Source organism: Mesorhizobium sp. B3-1-7 (genome assembly GCF_006439385.1).
Taxonomy (GTDB): domain Bacteria; phylum Pseudomonadota; class Alphaproteobacteria; order Rhizobiales; family Rhizobiaceae; genus Mesorhizobium.
The window spans coordinates 200,449-224,706 of the sequence record NZ_VFTL01000003.1; the positions used below are offsets into that span (position 1 = coordinate 200,449).

General features: G+C 65.0%; 21 protein-coding genes. 6 read left to right on the forward strand and 15 right to left on the reverse strand.

Annotated features, from left to right (window positions below; genetic code table 11):
- The first annotated feature begins 184 nt into the window (after nt 1-184).
- Genes FJ417_RS04180 through FJ417_RS04190 form a run of 3 tightly spaced genes read left to right on the forward strand, consistent with a single transcriptional unit; the run spans nt 185 to nt 3,348 of the window.
- Nucleotides 185-1,090: an ABC transporter permease gene (locus FJ417_RS04180; RefSeq protein WP_181166848.1), complete on the forward strand. Its 906-nt coding sequence runs from the start codon at nt 185-187 to the stop codon at nt 1,088-1,090.
- Nucleotides 1,080-1,895, forward strand: coding sequence for an ABC transporter permease (locus FJ417_RS04185; protein WP_140782580.1), 816 nt, complete (start codon nt 1,080-1,082; stop codon nt 1,893-1,895). The genes FJ417_RS04180 and FJ417_RS04185 overlap by 11 nt, the downstream gene beginning before the upstream one ends.
- A gap of 25 nt (nt 1,896-1,920) precedes the next feature.
- Complete coding sequence (locus tag FJ417_RS04190; protein WP_140782581.1) at nt 1,921-3,348, forward strand: gamma-aminobutyraldehyde dehydrogenase; 1,428 nt, start codon at nt 1,921-1,923, stop codon at nt 3,346-3,348.
- Between the two features lie 118 nt (nt 3,349-3,466).
- On the opposite strand, the gene FJ417_RS04195 is transcribed toward FJ417_RS04190, so the two are convergent.
- From FJ417_RS04195 to FJ417_RS04255, 12 genes are all read right to left on the reverse strand, one after another.
- Nucleotides 3,467-4,876: an FAD-binding oxidoreductase gene (locus FJ417_RS04195; protein ID WP_140782582.1), complete on the reverse strand. Its 1,410-nt coding sequence runs from the start codon at nt 4,874-4,876 to the stop codon at nt 3,467-3,469.
- Nucleotides 4,877-5,208: 332 nt separating this feature from the next.
- On the reverse strand, nt 5,209-5,523 hold the full coding sequence (locus FJ417_RS04200; protein ID WP_140647069.1) for a hypothetical protein: 315 nt from the start codon (nt 5,521-5,523) through the stop codon (nt 5,209-5,211).
- Between the two features lie 55 nt (nt 5,524-5,578).
- Nucleotides 5,579-5,941: a nuclear transport factor 2 family protein gene (locus FJ417_RS04205; protein WP_140647070.1), complete on the reverse strand. Its 363-nt coding sequence runs from the start codon at nt 5,939-5,941 to the stop codon at nt 5,579-5,581.
- A gap of 80 nt (nt 5,942-6,021) precedes the next feature.
- Nucleotides 6,022-6,495, reverse strand: coding sequence for a carboxymuconolactone decarboxylase family protein (locus FJ417_RS04210; protein ID WP_112128489.1), 474 nt, complete (start codon nt 6,493-6,495; stop codon nt 6,022-6,024).
- A 108-nt stretch (nt 6,496-6,603) separates the two neighbouring features.
- Entirely contained in the window at nt 6,604-8,157 is a 1,554-nt protein-coding gene (locus FJ417_RS04215) for an alpha/beta fold hydrolase (protein ID WP_140782583.1), read from the reverse strand.
- 112 nt (nt 8,158-8,269) lie between these two features.
- On the reverse strand, nt 8,270-8,581 hold the full coding sequence (locus tag FJ417_RS04220) for a formate dehydrogenase subunit delta (RefSeq protein ID WP_140782584.1): 312 nt from the start codon (nt 8,579-8,581) through the stop codon (nt 8,270-8,272).
- The gene (fdhD, locus tag FJ417_RS04225) at nt 8,571-9,395 is read right to left on the reverse strand and encodes a formate dehydrogenase accessory sulfurtransferase FdhD (protein ID WP_140782585.1); all 825 of its coding nucleotides are present in this window, start codon (nt 9,393-9,395) and stop codon (nt 8,571-8,573) included. Before fdhD ends, FJ417_RS04220 begins: the two co-directional genes overlap by 11 nt.
- A gap of 269 nt (nt 9,396-9,664) precedes the next feature.
- Nucleotides 9,665-12,577 carry a formate dehydrogenase subunit alpha gene (gene fdhF / locus FJ417_RS04235; RefSeq protein WP_140782586.1) on the reverse strand — a complete coding sequence of 971 codons (2,913 nt, stop codon included), beginning with the start codon at nt 12,575-12,577 and terminating at the stop codon, nt 9,665-9,667.
- Nucleotides 12,578-12,590: 13 nt separating this feature from the next.
- The gene (locus tag FJ417_RS04240; protein ID WP_140782587.1) at nt 12,591-14,147 is read right to left on the reverse strand and encodes an NADH-quinone oxidoreductase subunit NuoF; all 1,557 of its coding nucleotides are present in this window, start codon (nt 14,145-14,147) and stop codon (nt 12,591-12,593) included.
- Nucleotides 14,144-14,623, reverse strand: coding sequence for a formate dehydrogenase subunit gamma (locus FJ417_RS04245; protein ID WP_140658339.1), 480 nt, complete (start codon nt 14,621-14,623; stop codon nt 14,144-14,146). Before FJ417_RS04245 ends, FJ417_RS04240 begins: the two co-directional genes overlap by 4 nt.
- Nucleotides 14,624-14,816: 193 nt before the next feature.
- The gene (locus FJ417_RS04250; protein WP_140647077.1) at nt 14,817-15,716 is read right to left on the reverse strand and encodes a LysR family transcriptional regulator; all 900 of its coding nucleotides are present in this window, start codon (nt 15,714-15,716) and stop codon (nt 14,817-14,819) included.
- A 90-nt stretch (nt 15,717-15,806) separates the two neighbouring features.
- Nucleotides 15,807-16,181: a VOC family protein gene (locus FJ417_RS04255; protein WP_140647078.1), complete on the reverse strand. Its 375-nt coding sequence runs from the start codon at nt 16,179-16,181 to the stop codon at nt 15,807-15,809.
- A gap of 208 nt (nt 16,182-16,389) precedes the next feature.
- Between FJ417_RS04255 and FJ417_RS04260 the strand changes: the two genes are divergently transcribed.
- Nucleotides 16,390-17,565, forward strand: a complete 1,176-nt coding sequence (locus tag FJ417_RS04260) for an Mrp/NBP35 family ATP-binding protein (RefSeq protein WP_140782588.1) — start codon at nt 16,390-16,392, stop codon at nt 17,563-17,565.
- A 23-nt stretch (nt 17,566-17,588) separates the two neighbouring features.
- Here FJ417_RS04260 and FJ417_RS04265 read toward each other — a convergent pair whose 3' ends face one another.
- Nucleotides 17,589-18,038, reverse strand: coding sequence for a carbon monoxide dehydrogenase subunit G (locus tag FJ417_RS04265; RefSeq protein ID WP_140658335.1), 450 nt, complete (start codon nt 18,036-18,038; stop codon nt 17,589-17,591).
- A 150-nt stretch (nt 18,039-18,188) separates the two neighbouring features.
- Here FJ417_RS04265 and FJ417_RS04270 point away from each other — a divergent pair, with 150 nt between their 5' ends.
- Both FJ417_RS04270 and FJ417_RS04275 read left to right on the forward strand, forming a co-directional pair.
- A complete protein-coding gene (locus tag FJ417_RS04270) occupies nt 18,189-19,994 on the forward strand; it encodes an IlvD/Edd family dehydratase (RefSeq protein WP_140658333.1) in 1,806 nt (601 codons plus the stop codon).
- Between the two features lie 125 nt (nt 19,995-20,119).
- Nucleotides 20,120-20,518, forward strand: coding sequence for a hypothetical protein (locus FJ417_RS04275; protein WP_140782589.1), 399 nt, complete (start codon nt 20,120-20,122; stop codon nt 20,516-20,518).
- A gap of 217 nt (nt 20,519-20,735) precedes the next feature.
- On the opposite strand, the gene FJ417_RS04280 is transcribed toward FJ417_RS04275, so the two are convergent.
- Together FJ417_RS04280 and FJ417_RS04285 are read right to left on the reverse strand one after the other, a co-directional pair.
- Nucleotides 20,736-22,325: a trimethylamine methyltransferase family protein gene (locus tag FJ417_RS04280; protein ID WP_140782590.1), complete on the reverse strand. Its 1,590-nt coding sequence runs from the start codon at nt 22,323-22,325 to the stop codon at nt 20,736-20,738.
- Nucleotides 22,326-22,543: 218 nt separating this feature from the next.
- Nucleotides 22,544-24,037 carry a PLP-dependent aminotransferase family protein gene (locus FJ417_RS04285; protein WP_140647084.1) on the reverse strand — a complete coding sequence of 498 codons (1,494 nt, stop codon included), beginning with the start codon at nt 24,035-24,037 and terminating at the stop codon, nt 22,544-22,546.
- Nucleotides 24,038-24,258: the final 221 nt, after the last annotated feature.

Consider the following 24,258-nt stretch of genomic DNA (forward strand, 5'->3'; position numbering starts at 1 on the left):
GTGACTGGCGAAATCGCAGGCGACGGCTGATCTCCCCCCTTGTGGGGGAGATGTCCGGCAGGACAGAGGGGGGCGCGAAGGATCTCGGCTTCCCCCACAATGCCCTTCAGCACGCGGCGGCCCCATGACCGTCGCCGCTGTTCAGTCCAACCCCACCCCGGCCATCCTGCCCGGCAGCGGCGGCATGCGCGGTGCGCTCTCCGACCTGTTCTGGCGCCGGCCGAAGCTTCTGCTGCTGCTCATGCTCCTGCCACCAGTGCTATGGCTAGGCATTGTCTATATCGGCTCGCTGTTCGCGCTGCTGGCGCAGAGCTTCTTCTCGATCGACGAGTTTTCCGGCCTCATCAACCGCGAGTTCACGCTGAAGACCTATGGCGACCTGTTCCAGGCAGCCAATCTCGACATCATCCTGCGCACGGTGACGATGGCGGCGCTCGTCACGCTTGCCTCGGCAATCATTGCTTTCCCCATCGCCTATTACGCGGCGCGCTATGCGCGCGGCCGCTGGAAGGCGCTGTTCTATCTCGGCGTCATGCTGCCGCTGTGGTCGAGCTATCTGGTCAAGATCTACGCCTGGAAGCTGATCCTGGCCAAGGAAGGCATCCTCACTTGGCTGCTCGCCAAGCTGAACCTGCTCTGGCTGCTCGATGCCTGGCTGTCGCTGCCGATCGTCGGCGGCAACTCGCTGTCGGTCTCCTTCACCGGCACTTTCATTGTCTTCGTCTATGTCTGGCTGCCCTTCATGATCCTGCCGGTGCAGGCCGCGCTCGAACGCGTGCCCGGCAATCTGGTCGAGGCCTCGTCCGATCTCGGCGCCTCACCCGGCCAGACCTTCCGCAACGTGCTGTTCCCGCTGGCGCTGCCCGGCATCGTCGCCGGCTCGATCTTCACCTTCTCGCTGACTTTGGGCGACTACATCATCCCGCAGATCATCGGCACCTCGCGCCTGTTCATCGGCCAGGCCGTTTATTCGCAGCAGGGCACCGCCGGCAACATTCCGTTGGCTGCCGCCTTCACCGTGGTGCCCATCGTCATCATGGGCTTCTATCTCTGGGGCGCCAAGCGCATGGGGGCTTTCGATGCGCTCTGACCGTGGCCAATCCGCTCCGCTCGGCCTGAAGATCGCCGCCGCCTGCGGCCTGCTCTTCCTGCATCTGCCGATCCTCCTGATCTTCATCTATGCCTTCACGACGGAAGAGAAGAGCTTCGTCTGGCCGCCGCCGGGGCTCACCACGCAATGGTTCGCCGTCACCTGGAACCGGCCGGACGTCTGGGACGCGCTGTCGCTCTCTGTCCGCGTCGCCGCCATCTCGACGGCGATCGCGCTGGTGCTCGGCACGCTCTGCGCCGCCGCCGTCTCGCGGACGCGCTTCTTCGGCCGCGAGGCCATCTCGCTGCTGGTCATCCTGCCGATTGCGCTGCCCGGCATCATCACCGGCATTGCGCTGCGCTCGGCCTTTGCGCTGGCCGACATCCCGTTCTCGTTCTGGACGATCGTGCTCGGCCACGCCACCTTCTGCGTGGTCGTCGTCTACAACAACGCCGTCGCCCGCTTCCGCCGCACCTCCGGTTCGATGATCGAGGCCTCGATGGACCTCGGGGCTGACGGTTTCCAGACGTTCCGGCATGTCGTGCTGCCCAACATCGCAACCGCATTGCTCGCCGGCGGCATGCTCGCCTTCGCGCTCTCCTTCGACGAGGTCATCGTCACCACCTTCACCGCCGGCCAGCAGCAGACCGTGCCGATCTGGATGCTGGAGGAACTGATCCGCCCGCGCCAGCGCCCGGTCACCAATGTCGTGGCCATGGTCGTCGTGCTGGTGACGCTGCTGCCGATCCTCTTTGCCTATTACCTGACCCGCGACGGCGACCAGATCGCCGGTTCGGGCAAATAACCGAATTGATTAGGGAGTGACGTCCATGGACACCCAGATGCTGATCGGCTCGAAATTCGAGAAGGGCACCGAGACGGAGGAGCCGATCCTCAATCCGAAGACCGGCGCGACGATCCTCAACTTGCCTGAAGCGAGTCCGGCGCAGATCGAGGCTGCCGTCGCTGCGGCCGAACGAGCGTTCGTCAGTTGGTCGCGCACCACGCCGGCGCAGCGCTCGGGCTATCTGCTCAAGATCGCCGACCGCATCGAGGCCGAGGCGAAGGACTTCGCGGCGCTCGAAGCGCTGAATTGCGGCAAGCCGATCAACGCCGTGCTCAATGACGAGATTCCGGCGATCGTCGACTGCTACCGCTTCTTTGCCGGCGCGGTGCGTTCGATGCCCGGCCAGGTTGCCGGCGAATATATTCCGGGCCACACCTCGATGGTGCGGCGCGACCCGGTCGGCATCGTCGCTTCCATCGCGCCCTGGAACTATCCGCTGATGATGATGGCCTGGAAGCTGGCGCCGGCGATCGGCGGCGGCAACACGGTCGTCTTCAAGCCGTCGGAGCAGACGCCGCTGACGGCGCTGAAGCTGGCGAAGATCCTCGCCAAGGTGCTGCCCGAGGGCGTCGTCAATGTCGTGCTCGGCCGCGGCGACAGCGTCGGCAACACGCTGATCAACCACCCCAAGGTGAACATGATCTCGATCACCGGTGACGTCGCCACCGGCAAGAAGGTGCTGCAGGCGGCCGCCAAGTCGGTCAAGCGCACGCATCTGGAGCTTGGTGGCAAGGCGCCGGTCATCGTCTTCGACGACGCCGATCTCGGCGCGGTGGTCAACGGCCTGCGCGCTTTCGGCTATTACAATGCCGGCCAGGACTGCACCGCCGCTTGCCGCATCTATGCCGGCAAGAAGATCTACGACAAGCTCGTCGCCGACCTCTCTTCCGCCGTCTCGACCATCAAATACAACCAGCCGGACGACACCGAGAACGAGATCGGGCCGCTGATCTCGCGCCGCCAGCGCGACCGCGTGTCGAGCTTCGTCGAGCGCGCTTCGGAACTGAAGCACATCGAGATCACCACCGGCGGCAAGCCGGGCGAGGGCTCCGGCTTCTACTACCAGCCGACCGTCGTCGCCGGCGCGCTGCAGGAAGACGAGATCGTGCGCCGCGAGGTGTTCGGTCCGGTCGTCTCGGTCACTCGCTTCTCCGACGTCGATGAAGCGGTGAACTGGGCGAACGACAGCGACTACGGCCTGGCCTCGTCGGTGTGGACGAAAGACGTCTCGCGCGCCATGGCGACGGCCGCCCGCCTGCAATATGGCTGCACCTGGATCAACACGCACTTCATGCTGACCAACGAGATGCCGCATGGCGGGTTGAAGCAGTCCGGCTACGGCAAGGACATGTCGCTCTACGCGCTGGAGGACTACACCGCCGTCCGCCACGTGATGGTGGCCCACGGCTAGGCGCCTTCTGCCTCTTCCCTTGTGGGAGAGGTCGGATTGCACCGAATTGCGAAGAGCAATTCGGAGGCAGTCCGACCTCGGCGCGACGATCCCTGTGTCGGCGGGATCAGCATAAGAATTAAGCGGCTGTCCTGCCTTCCGTCATCGAAGTCGCGGGCTTGATGTTCTGGTTGACCCGGAAGACGTTGAAGGGGTCATAGGTGCGCTTCACCTGGCTCAGCCGCTCGTAATTTGCGCCATAGCTCGCCTGCACGCGCGCTTCTCCTTCGTCGTCCATCATGAAATTCACGTAACCGCCTTCGCCGTTATGGGGGTGGATGCTCGTCCAGTAGGTCTTGGCCCACCTGGTGAGGTCGGCGGCCTTGCCCGGATCGGGATCGATGGCGGCGATGACCATCGACCAGGTTGCGTCGCGCGCGTTCCATGCGGTCTCGTTCTTGCCGACGCGGCGAACGGCGCCGTCGATCGGGTAAAGATGCATGAGCGACAATTCGCTCGGCGCCGCGGCGGCCTGCGCGATATGGGTGGCGATGGCTTCGTCGGGAAGCGACTTCACGAAATCGCCCTTCCAATACCATTGCAGGCCTTTCGGAAGCAGTGGATCGAACAACGCCTGCAAGGCCGGGAATGGCATCATGCCCATCCAGTTGAAAATCGGCGGCGGCAGATTGTCGAGCAGCGGCGCCATGGCCTTGCGCCCGTCCTCCTCGGTGCCGTTGTAGCAGGAGATGATGGCGCAGGCGCGTTTGCCCCAATATTCGCGCGGGAAGGGATCGGTCGAGGGAACGGTTTTCAGGCCGACAAAGGCGCCAAGATCTTCCGGCGCCTCCGGCAGGTAGTCGCGATAGGTCTGCATGACGGCCAACGCATCCTTGGCCTCCCAGAACACCGGGCCGCCGAAGATCATGTTCACGGGATGGGCCTGGAACAGGAAGCTGGTCACGACGCCGAAATTGCCGCCGCCGCCCCGGAGCGCCCAGAACAGGTCGGGATTCTCGGCTTTGCTGGCTGTCACCACGCTGCCGTCGGCCAGCACCAGATCGGCTTCGACCAGATTGTCGATGGTGAGACCGTATCTGCGCGTGAGATAGCCCGTCCCTCCGCCGAGGGTCAGACCGGCAACGCCCGTGGTCGAGACGATGCCGGCCGGAACAGCCAGCCCGAAAGGATGGGTGGCATGGTCCACGTCACCCGACGTGCAGCCTGGCCCGACCCTCACGGTGCGCGTTTTCGGATCGACATGGACCCCTTTCATCATCGACAGGTCGATGACGAGGCCGTTGTCGCAAATCCCCAGCCCGGCGCCGTTGTGCCCGCCGCCGCGCACGGCGATCAGCAGGTCGTTGTCGCGCGCGTATTTCACGGCGGTGATCACGTCGGCGACATCGGCGCAGCGTGCGATCAGCAGCGGGCGCTTTTCGATCATGCCGTTATAGACCTTGCGGGCCTCGTCGTAGCCGGCATCGTCACGCAGGATCACCTCCCCGCGCAGGCTTTCACGCAGTTTTGCATGGGTTTCGTCGGTCATCGGTTTGCTCCCTTGATTGCGCCCACCGCCATGCGGCGTCGGCGCGACGCATTTGTTGCTTCGTTATGCCGCCTCGACGGGCGGGTGCGTTCGACGGTGCAGGAAGAGCACATTGCACCAATCCGGTGCGCGCCGCTTCGCCCGAAAGGGCCAGCGGGGCATGGCCCGGGAGAGCCATGACATGGCAGCCAACCCGGCCGGGGCCGGCCGTGCCGGGATGCTCGGTCCCTGGCCCTGTCGATCTGATGCTGACGAGCGGCCGCCCGCGTCGCGGCCACTCGCGCCTTCGTGCTCGCCGGCGGCCTCTCAGCCCCGGCTCTTCGACGGTGCAGCTATTCCACGATGCGGAAGATCTGCCACTGGCTGGTGCCCGACACCACATAGGGCTCTAATTCCTTGCCCCATTTGGCGTGCGCGTCGATCTTGGCGATCTTGGCAAAGAACGCTTCCAGTTGGGCCAGGCTTTCGACCTCGTGATGGGACTCGATCGTCGCTTCACGTGCGCCGATCGAGCCCGTCATGAGGCGAAAATTCAAGTCAGCGAGCCCGACCTGCGAGCCGATCTCGCGCTCCCATTTCCGCATCAGCTCGAGTGCGGTCTGCTTCTGGCCGAACTTCGCGTCGATCTGCCATCTGGCGCTGAACATGTTTGCTCTCCCTCATGATTGCGGCCAGGCCGCTGTTTGATTTGTCCGCGACTTGTTATTCGTCCCAGGCCTGCACGACGGTCTGCCGCGCGATCAGGCCGTTCTTCAGCTCCACCATCGCCGCGCAGTACACTTTTGTGCCGTCCGGATAGGCGCAGGCTTGCATGAAGGCGAGGTTGTCCCCCTCGGCGATGGTGGTATCCACCTTGTGGGTCATCGCCCGGCTGCAGATATCGTCCCAGAAGGTGCTGATCGCCGCGCGGCCGCGGATCTCGCGCGGCTTGCTCGGCGGATTGTTCCGGTCGATCACCCGCACCAGCGCATCGTCATTGTAGAAGCTCGACAAGAGCTTGCCGTCACGGCCCTCGATCGCCTTCTTGATCGCGGCGCCATCCACTGTCTTTGTCTTGGTCAACATTTCTTGCCTCCATGGCCCGTCTGATCGGGCGTTCCGTTGCTCGGGACGCAGCCCGGCGTGACCGCCGGGCCGAGGGTCTTTCACTGCGACTTCGCCTTGACGGCGGCGAACAGGTCGTCGGTCTGCTTCTTGAATGTGGCGAGGTCGACCTGGCTGCCGTTGAGCATCGTCGACCAGTGGCGCACGATCGCCGCCATGGCGATGGCCTCCTTGATCTCCTCGTCGCTCGCGCCGTTCGCCTTGGCCGCCAGCGTGTGGAAATAGATGCAGTACTGGCAGGGGATCTGCGAAGCGACCGCCAGGCCCATCAGCTCCTTGGTCTTGCCATTGAGGGCGGTGTTCGGATTGAGCTGCACGCCCTTGATCTCGGCCCACGCGCCGGCCACCGCGACATCGGGCAGCGTCTTGAACATGTCGGGCACCGTGCCGAGCGTGGCCTGGATATCTTTGTAGGCCGCGGTTGCCGAGGCGTCCTCGGCCCGCGCCGGAGTGATGGCCAGCAACGCGCCCGCGGCAAATGCCAGCAATCCGATCTTGCGATTCAATTTCAGCATTTCATCCTCCATTCGCAGTGCCTTCGTGGCTGCATCGCCTAGCCTGCATGGGGAGAATTGATACCTCTTAGGGCGCCCCGACCGCTTCGCCCGAAAGCGCCATGGCTCTCATGGCCCGTCCGGGCCAGCATGTCTGGCCGAGAAGGCCGCCGCCGCCGCCCGCGACGGCAGGTCGAGCTTGAGCAATATGTTGGCGACATGGCGCTTGACCGTGTGCTCGCTGAGGCAGAGTTCGGCGGCGATCGCGGCATTGCTCTTGCCGTCGGCGATCAGGTTCACCACCTCGCTCTCGCGCGCCGTCAGCGCGGCCGGCTCGGCGGGCCTTGCCTTGGGCCGGCAGGCCGGCTCCAGATGCTGCTCCGACGTCGCCAGAACTGCCGGCATGGGCTCGTCCACCTCATCGAGGCTGACGCGGCCGGCATCGACGAAATGCAGGCCGGAACCTATTGCGAGATCGGCGACTAGCCGCGAGGCGAGGATGTCGCCGCGCCCGGCATGCGCGGCGAGCTGCATCGTCACCCGCGCCGTCAGCCCGACCGGCTGGCCGCGCATTTCGATCTCGCCAACATGCACGCCTTGCGCGCTGGCCACGCCGATCTGCTGGGCCGCCTCGCGCAGCGCCGCGGCGCAGCGCACGGCGCGCGCCGGCCCATCGAAGCGCGACATCATCAATTCGCCATGCGTGCCGGCCGTGCGGCCGCCATGGCGGCCGACCAGAAGCCGCCAGGTTTCCTGGAAGCGCTGGCTGCGCTCGCTCCACATGCGGTCGCCGAGCTTGGCCGTGTCGTAGATGCGCGTCCCCAGCAGCGCCGCCAGCACGCGCTCGGTGTCGGCCACCGCCGGTTCTCCGGTCAGGAATTCCTCGATCAGATCGGCCACTCGGTCGACGTCGCCGGTCCAGATCGGGTGGTCGCGCCCAGAGATCTCGACCAGGCGAGCGCCGGGGATCTTCCTGGCCAGGAAGCGGCTGGCATCGGGGTCGACGCGGGCGTCGTTACGGCGATGGATCAGGAATGTCGGCACCCTGATCATCCCGAGTATATCGCGCACGTCGATATCGGCGTTCATGCGGGCAAGCGCTGCGGCCGCCGTCGGACTGGCCGACAGCCGCTCGAACCGGGCCCACCACTGGGTGAAGTGGGTATCGTCCACCCGGCCAGGCGCGAAATTCGGCAAGGTGGCGCCGGTGCCCCACGATGTCTCCGCCGTGTCGATGAAAGCTTCCAGCCGTTCCGGCGGCATCACCCATCTGTGGAAATGCGCATAGGCGCCATAGAGGACGAGCGCGCGCGTCCGCTCCGGATAGGTGGCGGCGAACAGCATCGCCATCGGCGCGCCCTCCGAGGCGCCGAGGATCGCCGCCCGGCCGCTGCCGGCGGCGTCCATCACCGCGCGCACATCGTCCATGCGCGTTTCGAGACTGGGCAGATTGTGGTTGTCGACGCGGTCGGAAAGCCCGGTGCCGCGCTTGTCGAACAGGATCAGGCGCGAGAAGGCCGAGAGCCGTTTCAACAGGCGGCTGTAGCCTTCGTCTTCCCAATGCAGATCGAGATTGGAAATGAAGCCCGGCACGAAGACCAGATCGAACGCGCCCTGGCCGACCACCTGATAGGCGATCCGCACCTCTCCGCTGCGCGCGTATCTGGTCTCGATCGGCCTCACGAGTTCTTCCGCCTGGCCTGACGATTTCCGATCGTCAAACATAGCAGAGCCGACCAGGTAGCGGCAGCTCAAACTTTAGCAAAAAGAAATGTAAGACGGCCGGTCGCTGCGACTATTTCTGGGCAGCGGCGATGTCGGCCGGGAAAGCCTTGAGTCCAAGCTTCGTGTCGGCCTCCGCCGGGCTGATCGGCCGCTTGATCTTGGCCGAGGCGGCGATCACAAGGTCGTCGAAATTCTCCGTGCCGGCGTCCAGCATCTCGAAGAATTGGCGCCGCATCCGAGGCTCCCAGAACTTGTTGATGTGCTCGGCAACGCCGGCAATGCCTTCCTCGCGCGGCTTCGAATGGAAGAAGGTGGCGATCTGGTTGGCCATGCGCACCAGCTTTTCCTTGGTGCTGGCGATGTGGTCTTCGTCATGCGACATGCTTGGCAACTCCGGAAGCCACCCGTTCGGGGTGGGTGAAGATATCGAAATCGTCGCCGCGAACCAGCGCCACCAGCGTCATGCCGGCGGCCTCGGCCGTGCGAATGGCAAGGGCGGTCGGCGCCGAAACCGCCATGATGATCGAAGCGCCGATGGCGGCCGTCTTCTGCACCATCTCCACCGACACGCGCGAGGTCACCACGATGGCGCCGCTCGCGCCGTCGATGCCGGCCTTGGCCAGCGCACCGGCGAGCTTGTCCAGCGCGTTGTGGCGGCCGACATCCTCACGCGCCATCACGATGCCTTTGCCCGGCACATAGAAGCCTGCGGCATGCACAGCGCCGGTTTCGGTGTGCAGCGGCTGCTGCTTCGACAGCAGGCTGACCGAACGGGTAACGTCCTCGGCGTCGAGCGTAAGCTTCGACGAACCGACCGCGTCGACCGAACGCATCGCCTCCTCAATGGATTCGATGCCGCACAAGCCGCAGCCGACCGGCCCGGCCAGCCTGCGCCGCCGCGCCTGGAAGCGCGTGTTGGCCTGATCCTTCAGCCGGATCTGGATATCGATGCCGGCGCCGAGATCCTCGACCTCGATCGCCTCGATCTCTTGGCTGTCGGCAATGATGCCTTCGGTCAGCGAGAAGCCGAGCGCGAAATCCTCGAAATCGGCCGGGCTTGCCATCATCACCGCATGCGTGGTGCCGGCAAAGGAGAACGCCACCGGCGTCTCCTCCGGCACCATGCGGTTCGCGGCCGAGGTGCCGCCGGCGCGATGCGCAAGGCGAGAGATTTGGGAGATAGGAGGGCGGTTCACGAGGCGCCAGCCCCTGGCCTGCCGGCCATTTCGCTCAGGATATGTCGAAGGCCTCTTACGTCAATCGGCAATTGCTCTCCAACGCCTTCCCCCACTCCGTCGCTGCTTCGCAGCGCCACCTCTCCCCCCTCCGGAGGGAGAGGAAAGGAGCCAACTGGGATCGCCGCGCGCCTTTCCTCTCCCCCGTCGATCGGGGGAGAGGTGTCGAGCGAAGCTCGACGGAGTGGGGGTCGATCAGCCGTCAAGATTGAGCTCTGTCCTCGACACACCTACTCCGCCGCCTGCAGCGAGGCGATGCGCCGGCTCTGCTTGGCCTGTTCGTTATAGTCCTTCTGCCAGTCGCTCGGGCCGTTGGACGGCGCCACCTGCACGGCGGTGACCTTGTATTCCGGACAATTGGTCGCCCAGTCCGAGAAGTCGGTGGTGATCACGTTGGCCTGCGTGTCGGGGTGGTGGAAGGTCGTGTAGACGACGCCGGGCGAGACCCGGTCGGTGATCAACGCGCGCAGCGTGGTTTCGCCCGAACGGCTCGCCAGCCGCACCCAGTCGCCTTCGCGCACGCCGCGGACCTCGGCGTCGTGCGGATGGATCTCCAGCCGGTCCTCGGCGTGCCACATCGAATTCTCGGTGCGCCGGGTCTGCGCGCCGACATTGTACTGCGACAGGATACGGCCGGTGGTGAGCAGCAGCGGATAGCGTGGACCTGTGCGCTCGTCGGTCGCCACATATTCGGTGCGGATGAACTTGCCCTTGCCGCGCACGAAGCCGTCGACATGCATGATCGGCGTGCCGAGCGGCGCCTTCTCGTTGCAGGGCCACTGCACCGAGCCGACGCGGTCGAGCAGCTCGAAGGAGACGCCGGCAAAGCTCGGCGTCGTCTTGGCGATCTCGTCCATGATCTGCGACGGATGCGTGTAGTTCCAGTCGAGCCCGATGGCGCGGGCGAGCTCCTGCGTCGCTTCCCAGTCGGCATAGCGCGCCTTCGGCTCGATGACTTTGCGCACCATGTTGATGCGGCGCTCGGCATTGGTGAAGGTGCCGTCCTTCTCGAGGAAGGTCGAGCCCGGCAGGAAGACATGTGCGTAGTTCGCCGTCTCGTTCAGGAAGAGGTCGTGCACGACCACGCATTCCATCGCGGCGAGGCCGCCGGCGACATGCTTGGTGTCCGGATCGGACTGCAGGATGTCCTCGCCCTGGATGTAGATGCCCTTGAACGAACCGTCGACGGCTGCGTCCAGCATGTTGGGGATGCGCAGGCCGGGCTCGTCGTCCAGCTTCACGCCCCACAGGCTTTCATAGATGTCGCGCACCGCCTCGCCGGAGATATGGCGGTAGCCCGGCAATTCATGCGGGAACGAGCCCATGTCGCAGGAGCCCTGTACGTTGTTCTGGCCGCGCAGCGGGTTCACGCCGACGCCTTGCCGGCCGATATTGCCCGTGGCCATGGCGAGGTTGGCGATGGCGATCACCGTGGTGGAGCCCTGGCTGTGCTCCGTCACGCCGAGGCCGTAATAGATCGCGCCATTGCCGCCTTTGGCATACATGCGCGCGGCACCCCGGATCAGTTCCGGATCCACGCCCGATAGCTTGCCGACGGTTTCGGGGCTGTTCTCCGGCAGGGCGACGAAGGATGCCCAGTCCTGGAACTCGGCCCAGTCGCAGCGCTCGCGGATGAAGGCCTCGTCGAACAGGCCTTCGGTGACGACGACATGCGCCAGCGCCGTCAGCACCGCCACGTTGGTGCCGGGCTTCAAAGGCAGGTGGTAGTCGGCCTCGATATGCGCCGACTTGACCATCTCGGTGCGGCGCGGATCGAGCACGATCAGCTTGGCGCCCTGGCGCAGCCGCTTCTTCAGCCGCGAGGCGAACACCGGATGGGCCGAAGCCGGATTGGCACCGATGATGACGGCGACGTCGGTGAATTCGACCGAATCGAAATCCTGCGTGCCGGCGGAGGTGCCGTATGTCTGGCCGAGCCCGTAGCCGGTCGGCGAATGGCAGACGCGGGCGCAGGTGTCGACATTGTTGTTGCGGAAGCCCTGCCGCACCAGCTTCTGGACGAGATAGGTCTCCTCGTTGGTGCAGCGCGACGAGGTGATGCCGCCGATCGCGGTGCGTCCGTACTGATACTGGATGCGGCGGAATTCCTTCGCCGTATGCGCGATCGCCTCTTCCCAGCTCACTTCGCGCCACGGGTCGGAGATCTTCTCGCGGACCATCGGCGACAGGATGCGGTCCTTGTGGGTGGCGTAGCCATAGGCGAAGCGGCCCTTGACGCAGGAATGGCCGTGGTTCGCCTTGCCGTCCTTGTAAGGCATCATGCGGATGACCTCGTCATCCTTCACCTCGGCCTTGAACGAGCAGCCGACGCCGCAATAGGCGCAGGTGGTGACGGCCGAGCGCTCCGGCATGCCCTTTTCGAGCACGGTCTTCTCGCGCAGCGCGTCCGTCGGGCAGGCCTGCACGCAGGCGCCGCAGGAGACGCATTCGGAAGCGATGAAGTCCTCATGCATGCCGGCGACCATGCGCGACTCGAAGCCGCGGCCCTCGATGGTCAGCGCGAAGGTGCCCTGCACCTCTTCGCAGGCGCGCACGCAGCGCGAGCAGACGATGCACTGCGCCGGATCATAGGTGAAATAAGGATTGGATTCGTCGCGGGCGATGTAGTCGACCGCCAGCGAGCCATGGCCAGGCGCAACGCCGTTCTCTTCCTTGACGTGGTTGCGGCCTTCGACGCCGTAGCGGTTCTCGGAGAGCCCAACCGACTTCGCCACCGCGTCGAATTCGCTGGCGCCGGTACCGGCCTTTTCGTTCCAGCCGGTCGGATGGTCGGAGACATAGAGCTCCATGACGCCGCGGCGGATGGCGTCGAGCCGGTCCGACTGCGTGCGCACCACCATGCCTTCGCCGACCGGCGTCGTGCAGGAGGCCGGCGTGCCGCCGCGTCCTTCGATCTCGACCAGGCAGACGCGGCACGAGCCGAAGGAGTCCAGCATGTCGGTGGCGCAGAGCTTCGGGATCTCGACCCCGCCCTCCATCGCCGCGCGCATGATCGACGTGCCTTCCGGCACGGTGATGCTTTGCCCGTCGACGGTCAGCGTGATCTGCTTCGTCGCTTTCGACTCCGGCGTTCCGTAGTCGATCTCTTCGATGAGTGTCGGGAAGTCGGCCTTGATGTTCATCTTCTGCCAGCTCCTATTCAGCCGCCACGCGCGCAGGCGCGGGTTTGAAATCCTCGGGGAAATGCGTGATCGAGCTCATCACCGGGTAGGGCGTGAAGCCGCCCAGCGCGCAGAGCGATCCGAACTTCATCGTGTTGCAGAGGTCGGTGACCAGAGCGAGGTTCTTTTCCGCCTCGATGCCGGCGGCGACCTTGTCGAGAACCTCCACGCCGCGCGTCGAGCCGATGCGGCAGGGCGTGCACTTGCCGCAGCTTTCGATGGCGCAGAATTCCATGGCGAAGCGCGCCTGCTTCAGCATGTCGGCGCTGTCGTCGAACACGGTGATGCCGGCATGGCCGATCAGCCCGTCGCGCTTGGCGAATTCCTCGTAGTCGAAGGGTGTGTCGAACAAGGCGCGCGGGAAATAGGCGCCGAGCGGGCCGCCGACCTGCACCGCCTTGACCGGGCGCCCCGAAGCCGTGCCGCCGCCGATATCGTCGACGATCTCGCCCAGCGTCAGGCCGAAGGCCGTCTCGAACAGGCCGCCATTCTTGACGTTGCCGGCGATCTGGATCGGGATCGTGCCGCGCGAGCGGCCCATGCCGAAATCCTTGTAGTAGGCGGCGCCCTTGTCCATGATTACAGGCACAGAGGCCAGGCTGATCACATTGTTGATCACCGTCGGCTTGCCGAACAGGCCCTGGATGGCCGGCAGCGGCGGCTTGGCGCGCACCACGCCGCGCTTGCCCTCGAGGCTGTTCAAGAGCGAGGTTTCCTCGCCGCAGACATAGGCGCCGGCGCCGACGCGGATCTCCATGTCGAAGGCGTTGGGCGAACCCAGCACGTTGACACCCAGCACGCCCGCCTTGCGGGCGATCGCCACGGCCTTGTTCATCGTCGCCACCGCATGCGGATATTCCGAGCGGATATAGACGAAACCTTTGGTCGCGCCGGTCGCGATGCCGGCGATCGCCATGCCTTCGATCAGCACGAAGGGATCGCCTTCCATGATCATGCGGTCGGCGAAAGTGGCGCTGTCGCCTTCGTCGGCGTTGCAGACGATGTATTTCTGCGCGCCCGCCGTATCCAGCACCGTCTTCCACTTGATGCCGGTCGGGAAGCCCGCGCCGCCGCGGCCGCGCAGGCCGGACTCGGTAACCTGCTTGACGACGTCGGCCGGCGCCATGGCGACCGCGTTCTGCAGCCCGCGCAAGCCGCCCAGCGACTTGTAGGCGTCGAGCGACAGCGGGTCGTTGATGCCGCAGCGTGCGAAGGTCAGCCGCGTCTGCTTGGCGAAGAAGGGGATCTTGTCGGGCGAGCCCAGCCAGCGCTTGTGGTGGCCGCCCTTGAGGAAGCCGCTGTCGAACAGGCTCTTGACGTCGGACGGCTTGACCGGCCCGTAGGCGACGCGGCCCTCGGCCGTGGCCACCTCGACCATCGGCTCCAGGAAATAGGCGCCGCGCGAACCGTTGCGCACGATCTTGGCCTCGACGCCGCGTTCCTTGAGTTCCTTCTCGATCGCTTTGGCGACCTTTTCGGCGCCGAGCGCCAGCGCGCCGGAATCTGCCGGGACATAGATGCGCGGGATCATGAACGCACCTCCGCGACGATCTCTTCGATCTTCTCGTCATCGAGCCGGCCGATGACTTCGCCATCGAGCATCGCCGACGGCGAGCAGGCGCAAAGCCCGAGGCAGTAGACCGGCTCCAGTGTAACCGATCCGTCGCGCGTGGTCTCGTGGAAATCGATCCCGAGCAACTGCTTGACCTTGGCCGCGACGGCATCCGAGCCCATCGACTGGCAGGCTTCCGCCTGGCAAAGCTTCAGCACGTGCCGTCCGGCAGGCTTGGCGCGGAAATCGTGATAGAAGCTGACCACGCCGTGCACCTCGGCCCGGGAGAGGTTCAGCCCGTCGGCGATCACCGGCAGCGCGTCCTTCGGAACGTGCCCGAACTCTTCCTGTATGCTGTGCAGGATCGGCAGCAACGGGCCTTCGAGGCCCTTCATCTCGTCAATGATCGCCGCCGTGCGCGACGCGATCTCGGTACTTGCGGCCTGCATGGTCACGCAGCGCCCTCCCTGGTCGTGGCGGCCGATGTATGTCACCCCAGGATATAGAGCGGTTTCGGGGCAACGACATGCATAGGGCGCAATATCGCTAAGTCCTTACGAAATCAGAGGAAACCTCCGAAATCAATAAAGCGCTCCCGTCGCTTGATAGAAATTTTCTATCAAAATCGGGCAGCTCGCATTGTCTAGCCTAGCGGTGGCGGCGGAAATCGTCCGCCAGCGCCATCGCCTCGTCCAGCAGCGCCTGCACCAGCGGCGTGTGCGGCTCGCGCGGCGCCGCCACCAGCCCGACCGTGTGGCTGGCATCCGGCTCGACGATGGGAATGGCCCGGATGGGCTCGGAAAAGCCGAACGTTTCCGCAAGGTTGAGCGGCATGATCGATGACCATTTGCCTGTACGGATATGCGAGAAGAGCACGATCATCGAATTGGATTCCAGCGTCGGCCGCACCTGCACGCCGGCTTCCGCCAGGTGCTGGTCGATGATGCGCCGGTTCTGCATGTCCGGCGTCAGCAGGCAGAGCGGCAGCTGGCTGATCTCGGCCCACGACACTTTGTCGCGGTCGGAATAGGGGTTCCCGACCGCCGTGATCAGCTGGTAGCGCTCGTCATAGAGCGGCACGCTGGTGACGCGCCCGAGCGGCTCGTTGTCGAGATAGGTGATGCCGGCATCGACGTCGAAATTGCCGAGCAGCGACAGCACTTCGATCGATGTGCGCGACAGGACCGAAAAGGTGACGCCCGGATGCTTTTCGCGGAATGGCGTCGTCAGCCGCGCCACCATGGCCAGCGCCGTCGGGATCGCCGCGATCCGGATGCGCCCGGACAGACCGTGGCGCGCCGCCCGCATCTCCTCGCGCATGGTGCGCGAGTCGCCGACGATGCGGCGCGCCCAGCCCAGCACCTGCTTGCCTTCCGGCGTCAGGCCCTGGAAGCGGGAGCCGCGCAGCACCAGCATCACGCCGAGCTGCCCCTCGAGCTGCTTGATGCCGGCCGACAGCGTCGGCTGCGTGACGCCACACACCTCCGCGGCCCGGCCGAAATGCTCCTCCTTGGCCAAAGCGATGAAGAATTCCAGTTTGTCGATCATCGACGCAAACTATCGAGCGCCGAAAGCCTGCGCCAGATAGGCTGTTGCGATCGGGCACAATCTTGACGTCGACCGACAACCCCGGCGCTTTTATCCAACCAGGTTGAGGATATTGCCGTCGGGGTCCTTGAACCAGGCGACCTTCATGCCGTCGCCGACATGGATGTCGCCTTCAAGCGTCAGGCCCGGCATCTCATAGTGCTCGAAGCTGACGCCTTTCGATTTAAGCGACTTGACGATCGGCTCGATCTGGTCGCCGACCGTCCATGTCACCGCTGTCGCCTTGTTGGTGCCGGCGAACTGCGAATGATAGACGTTGATGAGCGTGTCGCCGCTTTTGTAGACGATCAGTTCGCCGCCCATGTCGTCCACTTGGCTGAGGCCTAGCGTTCCTTCATAGAAAGCCTTGGCCCTTTCCAGGTCCTTCACTGCGAGATTGGCTGTCGCATTGCTGTTTTGGAGCATGACGGTCTCCTTCACAGATTATCGTGATGGCAATCGAGATAGCGCGGATAGTTCGTTTGACCATGGCCGAGGCCCCGGACCTCGACCCCGGTGGCAAATCCGACACCATCCGTCGCTTTCCGGGGCACGCCGGGCGAGCCATTGCGCCACGGCTTGGTTCTGCCGGGAAACTGCACTATCTGGAACGCCAAAGCTCCGAGGAAAGATCATGACCGTTACCAAGGAATCCGTCGTCGAGCGCCTGAAGACGGTGAATGGGCCGGACTTCGCTGGCAACATCGTCGATCTCGGCATGGTCTCGGAAATATTCATCGCCGATTCGAAGGTCTTCTTCTCGATCACCGTTCCCGCCGCCCGCGCCCAGGAGCTGGAGCCGCTGCGCGCCGCCGCCGAACGCGCGGTGAAGGCCATCCCCGGCGTCGCCAGCGCCGTCGTCGCGCTGACGGCGGAGAAGAAGGGCGGCGGCATGGAAGCGCCCGTTCCGCCACGCCCGGCTGCTCCACGGCCCGCCGCTCCGCCGCCAGCGCCGCAGCGACCCGCGCTGCACGCGCCCGCATCGCAGAGCCACGGCAAGCGCGGCGTGCCCGGCATCGACGCCATCATCGCGGTCGCCTCCGGCAAGGGCGGCGTCGGTAAATCGACCACCGCGGTCAATCTGGCGCTCGGCCTTGCCGCCAACGGGCTGAAGGTCGGCGTGCTCGATGCCGACATTTACGGCCCGTCGATGCCCAGGTTGCTCAACATCCACGGCCGGCCGCAGACCGTCGACGGCAAGGTGCTGAAGCCGATGCAGAATTACGGCCTCAAGGTGATGTCGATGGGCTTCCTCGTCGATGAGGAGACGCCGATGATCTGGCGCGGCCCGATGGTGATGTCGGCGTTGACGCAAATGCTGCGCGAGGTCGAGTGGGGCCCGCTCGACGTGCTGGTGGTCGACATGCCGCCCGGCACCGGCGACGCCCAGCTGACCATGGCCCAGCAGGTGCCGCTCGCCGGCGCCGTCATCGTCTCGACGCCGCAGGACCTCGCCCTGATCGACGCCCGCAAGGGCCTCAACATGTTCAAGAAGGTCGACGTGCCGCTGCTCGGCATCGTCGAGAACATGAGCTATTTCCTCGCCCCGGACACCGGCAAGCGCTACGACATTTTCGGCCATGGCGGCGCGCGCCGCGAGGCTGAGCGCCTCGGCGTCACCTTCCTCGGCGAGGTGCCGCTGGAAATGGGCATTCGCGAAAGCTCGGACGCCGGCACCCCGGTCGTCGCCTCCAAGCCGGACGGCGCAGAGGCGAAGATCTATCGCGATATCGCCAGCAAGGTCTGGGAAAGGGTCCAGGAGGAGCGCGGCGCTGCCGAAGCCGCCGTGCCGAGCATCGTGTTCGAATAACCCCCTTTCCCTTGAAGGGAGGGTCAGGCGCCGACCTTCTCGCCGAACGTCGAGAAGAACTGTCCCGCAAGCTTCTTCGATGTCGACTCGATCAGCCGGCTGCCGAGTTGCGCGATCTTGCCCCCGACCTCGGCCTTGGCTGCGTATTTGAGCACTGTCGAGTCCGCCCCGTCGGCGGTCAGCGTCACGTCGGCGCCGCCCTTGGCGAAGCCGGCAATGCCGCCCTTGCCTTCGCCCTGGATGGTATAGGAATGCGGCGGCTTGAGGTTCTTCAGCGTGACTTCGCCGTTGAAGGTCGCCTTGATCGGGCCGATCTTCAGCACCACGGTCGCCGCCATCTCGGTGTTCGAGGTCTTTTCCAAGCTCTGGCAGCCGGGAATCGCCACTTTCAGGATTTCCGGGTCGTTGAGGGCTTCCCACACTTTCCCGATGGGTGCGGCGATCCGCTCCTCGCCTTCGATCACCAAAGCCATCAAGACCTCCCGGATTGCTGATGCTGGTCGGTCGTAGCGCGCGGCCCGAAACAAGTCTATCGCACCAAAGTCCGGGTCCCGGCAGCGCCTGCCTCTTGCCTGCATGGACGCATTGTCCTATCGATTTGTCATACAAATACGGAGACCACCATGGCAGGCGCCCCCACCAGGAAGAAGAAATTTCGCTCGCAGGAGTGGTTCGACAATCCCGACAATCCAGGCATGACGGCGCTCTATCTCGAGCGTTACCTCAATTACGGCCTGACGCGCGCCGAGCTGATGTCGGGCAAGCCGCTGATCGGCATCGCGCAGACCGGTTCCGACCTTTCGCCCTGCAACCGGCATCACATCGAGCTTGCCAAGCGCGTGCGCGAAGGCATCGTCTCGATGGGCGGCATCCCGTTCGAGTTCCCGTGCCATCCGATCCAAGAGACCGGCAAGCGCCCCACCGCCGCGCTCGACCGCAACCTCGCCTATCTCAGCCTCGTCGAGGTGCTCTACGGCTATCCGCTCGATGGCGTCGTGCTCACCATCGGCTGCGACAAGACCACGCCTGCGCTGCTGATGGCTGCTGCGACCGTCAATATTCCGGCGATCGCGCTGTCGGTCGGCCCGATGCTCAATGGCTGGCACAAGGGCAAGCGCACCGGCTCCGGCACCATCGTCTGGGAATCGCGCCAAAGGCTATCAGCCGGCGAGATCGACTATGACGAGTTCATGGACATCGTAGCCTCCTCGGCGCCGTCGACCGGCTATTGCAACACCATGGGCACCGCCACCACCATGAATTCGCTGGCCGAGGCGCTCGGCATGCAACTGCCGGGCTCCGCTGCCATTCCCGCGCCCTATCGCGAGCGCGGCCAGATCGCCTACGAGACCGGCAAGCGCATCGTCGACATGGTGCATGAGGACCTGAAGCCCTCCGACATCATGACGCGCGAGGCCTTCGAGAACGCCATCGTCGTCAACTCGGCCATCGGCGGCTCTACCAACGCGCCGATCCACCTCAACGCCATCGCACGCCATCTTGGCGTGCCGCTCGACAATGACGACTGGCAGAAGATCGGCCTCGACATCCCGCTCCTGGTCAACCTGCAGCCGACGGGCGAGTATCTCGGCGAGGACTATCACCATGCCGGCGGCGTGCCGGCGGTGGTGGCCGAGCTGATGAAGGCCGGGCGCCTGCCGCATCCCGATGCCATGACCGCCAACGGCAAGACCATCGGCGACAATTGCAGCAGCGCCGTCAACGAGAATTCCGACGTTATCCGCAGCGTCGACAAGCCGTTGAAGGCCAATGCCGGCTTCATCAACTTCAAGGGCAATCTGTTCGATTCGGCGATCATGAAGATGAGCGGCATCTCGCCGGAATTCCGCGAGCGCTATCTGTCCAACCCGAACGACCCTGAAGCCTTCGAGGGCAACGCCATGGTCTTCGACGGGCCGGAGGACTATCACGCCCGCATCGACGATCCGGCGCAGGGCATCGACGAGCACACGATCCTGTTCATGCGCGGCGCCGGTCCGGTCGGCTATCCGGGCGGCGCCGAGGTGGTCAACATGCAGCCGCCGGCCTACCTCATCAAGAAGGGCATCCACGCCCTTGCCTGCATCGGTGACGGCCGCCAGTCCGGCACGTCGGGCTCGCCGTCGATCCTCAACGCCTCGCCCGAAGCGGCCATTGGCGGCGGGTTGGCGCTGCTCAAGAGCGGCGACCGCGTCCGCATCGACCTGAAGAAGGGCACGGCCAATATCCTCGTCAGCGACGAGGAGATCGCCAAGCGGCGCACCGCGCTGCAGGCCGATGGCGGCTATCACTATCCCAAGCACCAGACGCCGTGGCAGGAGATCCAGCGCGGCATGGTCGACCAGTTCTCGGCCGGCATGGTGCTGAAGCCGGCGGTGAAGTACCAGGACGTCGCCCATACCAGCGGCGTGCCGCGCGACAATCACTGAATTTCCGGCTTGGTGAAATCAAGGGGCGGCTTGCGAAGCGCAGCCGCCCCTCTTGTGCCCTTGTTTCAGCCGCCCGGTGCATCCAGATAGGCGTCGTACCAGCTGGTTGAGGACACAGGATCATCATGGCCAGGCGGCGCTCTTCCCTCGGCTTTCTCGGCATGTTCGGCCGCTCCGGCGACTTGCGCCAGCTCGACGACGCGTTGCGCGCGGCCGACCTGCATCCGGCTTTGGTGCCGGAAGGGGTAAAGCTTACCATCGTCAATCTGATGAACGACCGCTGGCCCGATGAGCCGCCGGCAGGCGCCTATCAATCCGTGGCGCAGCTCTGCGGCTATTGCGTCGCCGGGCCGCAGGTGTTCGAGCAGGCCAACGGCCGCGAGCCGACATTGGAGGTCGAGCGCCGCATCGAAGCGGCGCTTGAGGCCGGCGACAGTCTCGACGCGCAGATCGTGCTCATGACGCTGCACGCCAAGCTGATCAACGCCGAGGTGGTCGAGCGCTATGGGCTCAGTGTGGAGTGAACCGCTGGGTGGGATGCGTCTGGATTCAGGTCAGGCCGAGTCGAAAAAGGTGTTTTTCGAGAACCGGAGCGGAGCGTACTTACGTACGTGAGCACCGGCCTACGCCAGCCGTAGCTTTAACTTCCGCGCCGCCGCCCATGAGTGCTTCGGCCGGCGAAGGCCGGAAGCACAGGAAGCCGCCATTTGCAGGCCGGCCTCACCTGAATATCAATGCGTCCTAGCCGCCCATCTTGTTGCGCGGCAACTTGATCATCTCGCCGAAGCGGGCGCGCAATTTGTCGTCGAGCAGGCGCGAGACGTGGCGCGGGAAGCGCTCGGCAAGCACGCGCTTCTTCTCCGCGATCGCCCGCGACAGGATGTCGGGCCGGCCCTTTTCGTTCCATTCCTTGGGCGAGAAACGGTCGCCGACGGCGGGATAGAAATATTCGGTCTGCATCAGCTTCAGCGTCTGATCGTTGCCGAGATAGTGTCCGGGACCCTTCATGCAGACATCGGCGATGGTGTCGATCGACAGCGCCTCGTCGGTCACCTCGATGCCGCGCACGCAGCGCAGGCAATGGCCGAGCATGTCGTTGTCGATGATCAGGCTTTCCAGGCAGAAGCCGAGCAGCGAGGCATGCATGCCGGCTGACTCATAGACGAGATTGAGGCCGGCAAGACCGGCCATCACGTCGGTGATGCCTTTTTCATAACCAGACTGGATGTCGGGCAGTTTCGAATCCGTCATGCCGGCGGCCGAACCACCCGGCAGGTCGTAATATTGCGCCATCTGCGCGCAGGCCGCGGTCAGCACCGCCTGTTCGGCCGAGCCGCCGGACATGGCGCCGGTGCGGAGGTCGGAAACGAAGGGCCAGGTGCCGAAGATCGCCGGATGCCCGGGCTTGATGGCATTGACATAGACCAGGCCCATCAGCACTTCCGCCACCGCCTGCACGACAGCTCCGGCAATCGCCGCCGGCGCGGTGGCGCCGGCCTGGCCGGCCGACAGAAGTAGGATCGGAATGCCGCCTTCGACGCAGGCCTCGAGCACGCCGCAGGCGTCCTCGGCGAACTTCATCGGCGGCACGACGAAGCAGTTCGAGTTCGACACGAACGGCCGCGCCCGGAAATTCTCCTCGCCGCCGGCGATCGCATAGAGCATTTCCAGCGCCGGCTTGACGTTCTCGCGCACGGTGAACGAGGTGCCGACATGCTTGGATGTCCCCATCACGCAGGCATAGAGCGTGTTGAAATCCATATCGAGCGGATCGGGAATGTCGCGCGGCACCATGGTGCGCTGGAAGAAATGGATGTTGTCGAGCCCGTCGACGAGACGGGCGGCGTCGTAGAGATCCTGCAGCAGCGATTCGCGGTATTCGCGCTTCTCGACGTCGACCAGATGCACCGCCGCGCCCGCCGTGCCGTAATGCACGCGTTTGCCCTGGATCAGCATGTCGTGCTTCGGATCCTGGCCGTGGAGGGTGAAGTTGCGCGCGGCCTTCTTGATCGTGTCCAGCACCAGCGCGCGCGGCAGCCGGATGCGGCCGTCATCGCCATAGGTGCCGCCGACCCGGGTCAGCGCCTCGATGCAGGACGGGATGGCGTTGGCGAAGCCGACCGTCTCCAGGAGCGTCAGCACCGCTTCGTGGATGCGCTCGCGATCGTTCTGGCTCAATGGCCCGTAGCTGCCGCCCTCGAGGCCTGCCCGCACCGGCCGGATGTCGTCGGCCAAGGGCGCTGCCCGCATTGCACGACGCGCTTCGCGCCCGCCGGAACGCCGCGAACGCTGGTCCGACGACGCTTCCTGCTTCTCGAGAGCCACTGACATGGAAGCACTCCACCTTTTGTCTTAATCTGCGAAGCTGGCGCGGCGGTTGGTCCACCATCGGCCTGCCTCGTCCCCTTCTGGCCCCGACTATGCCGTCGGCATTGGTGCAGCCTATGAGCCAGCCAATCCCGTCGAATATGCCAGATTTCTAAAGCGATAAGGGCGCCCAAACAAAAAGGGCCGGCGCAGCGCCGGCCCTTTTTGGAAGTCTGTGGCGGTCAGGCGGCCGCAGGCCTGCGGCCGGCGGCGGTGGCGAGTTCGCGGATGCCCGGCTCGATATGCTGCAGCGAGATCGAGGAGATGCCCAAGCGCATGAAACGAGAGGGCTTTTCGCTGCGGTCGAAGAACCGGTCGCCGGGTTCGATGATGACGCTGCGCGAAGCGGCGGCTTCGGCCAGGCCACGTGAATCGGTACCGCGCGGCCCTTCCAGCCAGAGCGATGTGCCGCCCGCCGAGTCGGTCGAGCGCCATTCTGGCAGGAAAGCGGAAATCGCATGGACCAGACGCTTGCGCCGTTCGTCGAAGGCGGTGGAAAGCCTGCGCACCAGCGCCTCGTGATGGCCGAGCGACAGGAACAGCGCAACGGCGCGCTGGTTGTTCGCCGGCGGGTGTCTGAGCATGAAGCGGCGCAGCGCGCGAAGCTCGGCGATCAGCCCGGCCGAGGCCACGATGTAGCCAAGCCTGAGACCCGGAGCCAGCGTCTTCGACATCGAGCCGACATAGATGACGCGGCCGGAGCGATCGAGGCTCTTCAGCGCCTGCTGCGGCGCCTCGTCGAGCAGTTGGCTGTCATAGCCGTCCTCGATGATGATCTGGTTGTTGCGGTTGGCGCGCGCCAGAAGATCCTGCCGCCGCTCCGCCGACAATGGCACCATGGTCGGGCAGTGGTGGCTGGGCGTGACGAAGACGAAGCCGGAATCGCTGGGGATCGACGAGGTCACAATGCCCGACTGGTCGACCGGGACCGGCTGGATATCGGCGCCGGCCAGCCGGAAGATCGAGCGGGCATCGGGGTAGCCGGGGTCTTCCATCGCCACTTTCGAGCCCTTGGTCATCAAGAGCGTGGCCAACATATAGAGCGCGTTCTGCGCCCCCAGCGTCACGATGATCTCGTCCGGATTGGCGAAGATGCCGCGCCGCGGCAGAAGCCTGGCCTGGATCTGCTCGATCAGCAGCGGATCGTCGCGGTCCACCATGTCGGATGCCCAGTTTCGGATCTCCAGAACTGCCAGCGCCATGCGGTTGCACTCGCGCCATTCGGCGGTCGGAAACAGCGCCGGATCGAACTGGCCGTAGACGAACGGGTAGGAGGACTTGATCCAGTTGTCGTGCTTGGCCGGCGGCGGCATGTCGCTTGCGGCGATCTGCCGGCGCGCCTTCCAGTCGATCTCGTTCTGCTGGTCCGGCGCCTTCTGGTGCGGCTTGGCGGGGGTGGCCAGCACGTCCGGATTGACGAAATGGCCGCGCCGTTCGCGCGCGACCAGGAAGCCTTGGTCGACCAGCTGCTGGAAGGCGAGCACCACCGTGCCGCGGGCAACCCCAAGTTTTTCCGCGAGAATGCGGCAGGACGGCAGCGGCATCGAGGCGGCGATCTGTCGGTCGAGAATGGCCGCGACGATCGCCTGGCGGATCTGCGCCTGAAGGGTTTGGCCGGATTCAGCCGAAATCCGGAACAGGCCGGACCATATGGCCGTGTCATTGCGCTGTGGCATGGGAAATCTTCCTCGGATGGCCAGCTGTTTTCACTTGGCTGGACCAGTGGAGTGTATGGGTGGCATAAGGGGTTGCGCCAATCAATTTTTCTGATCGCTGGGATTTATGCCAGTGATCTATCAAGCGCGACGCGGAGCGTCGTCGCAACGCGTTAAAGCGCGACGCGCAGCGTCGTCGTGGCACCACCCCAGGCGCGATGGGCAGCATCGTCGCCTCGCGA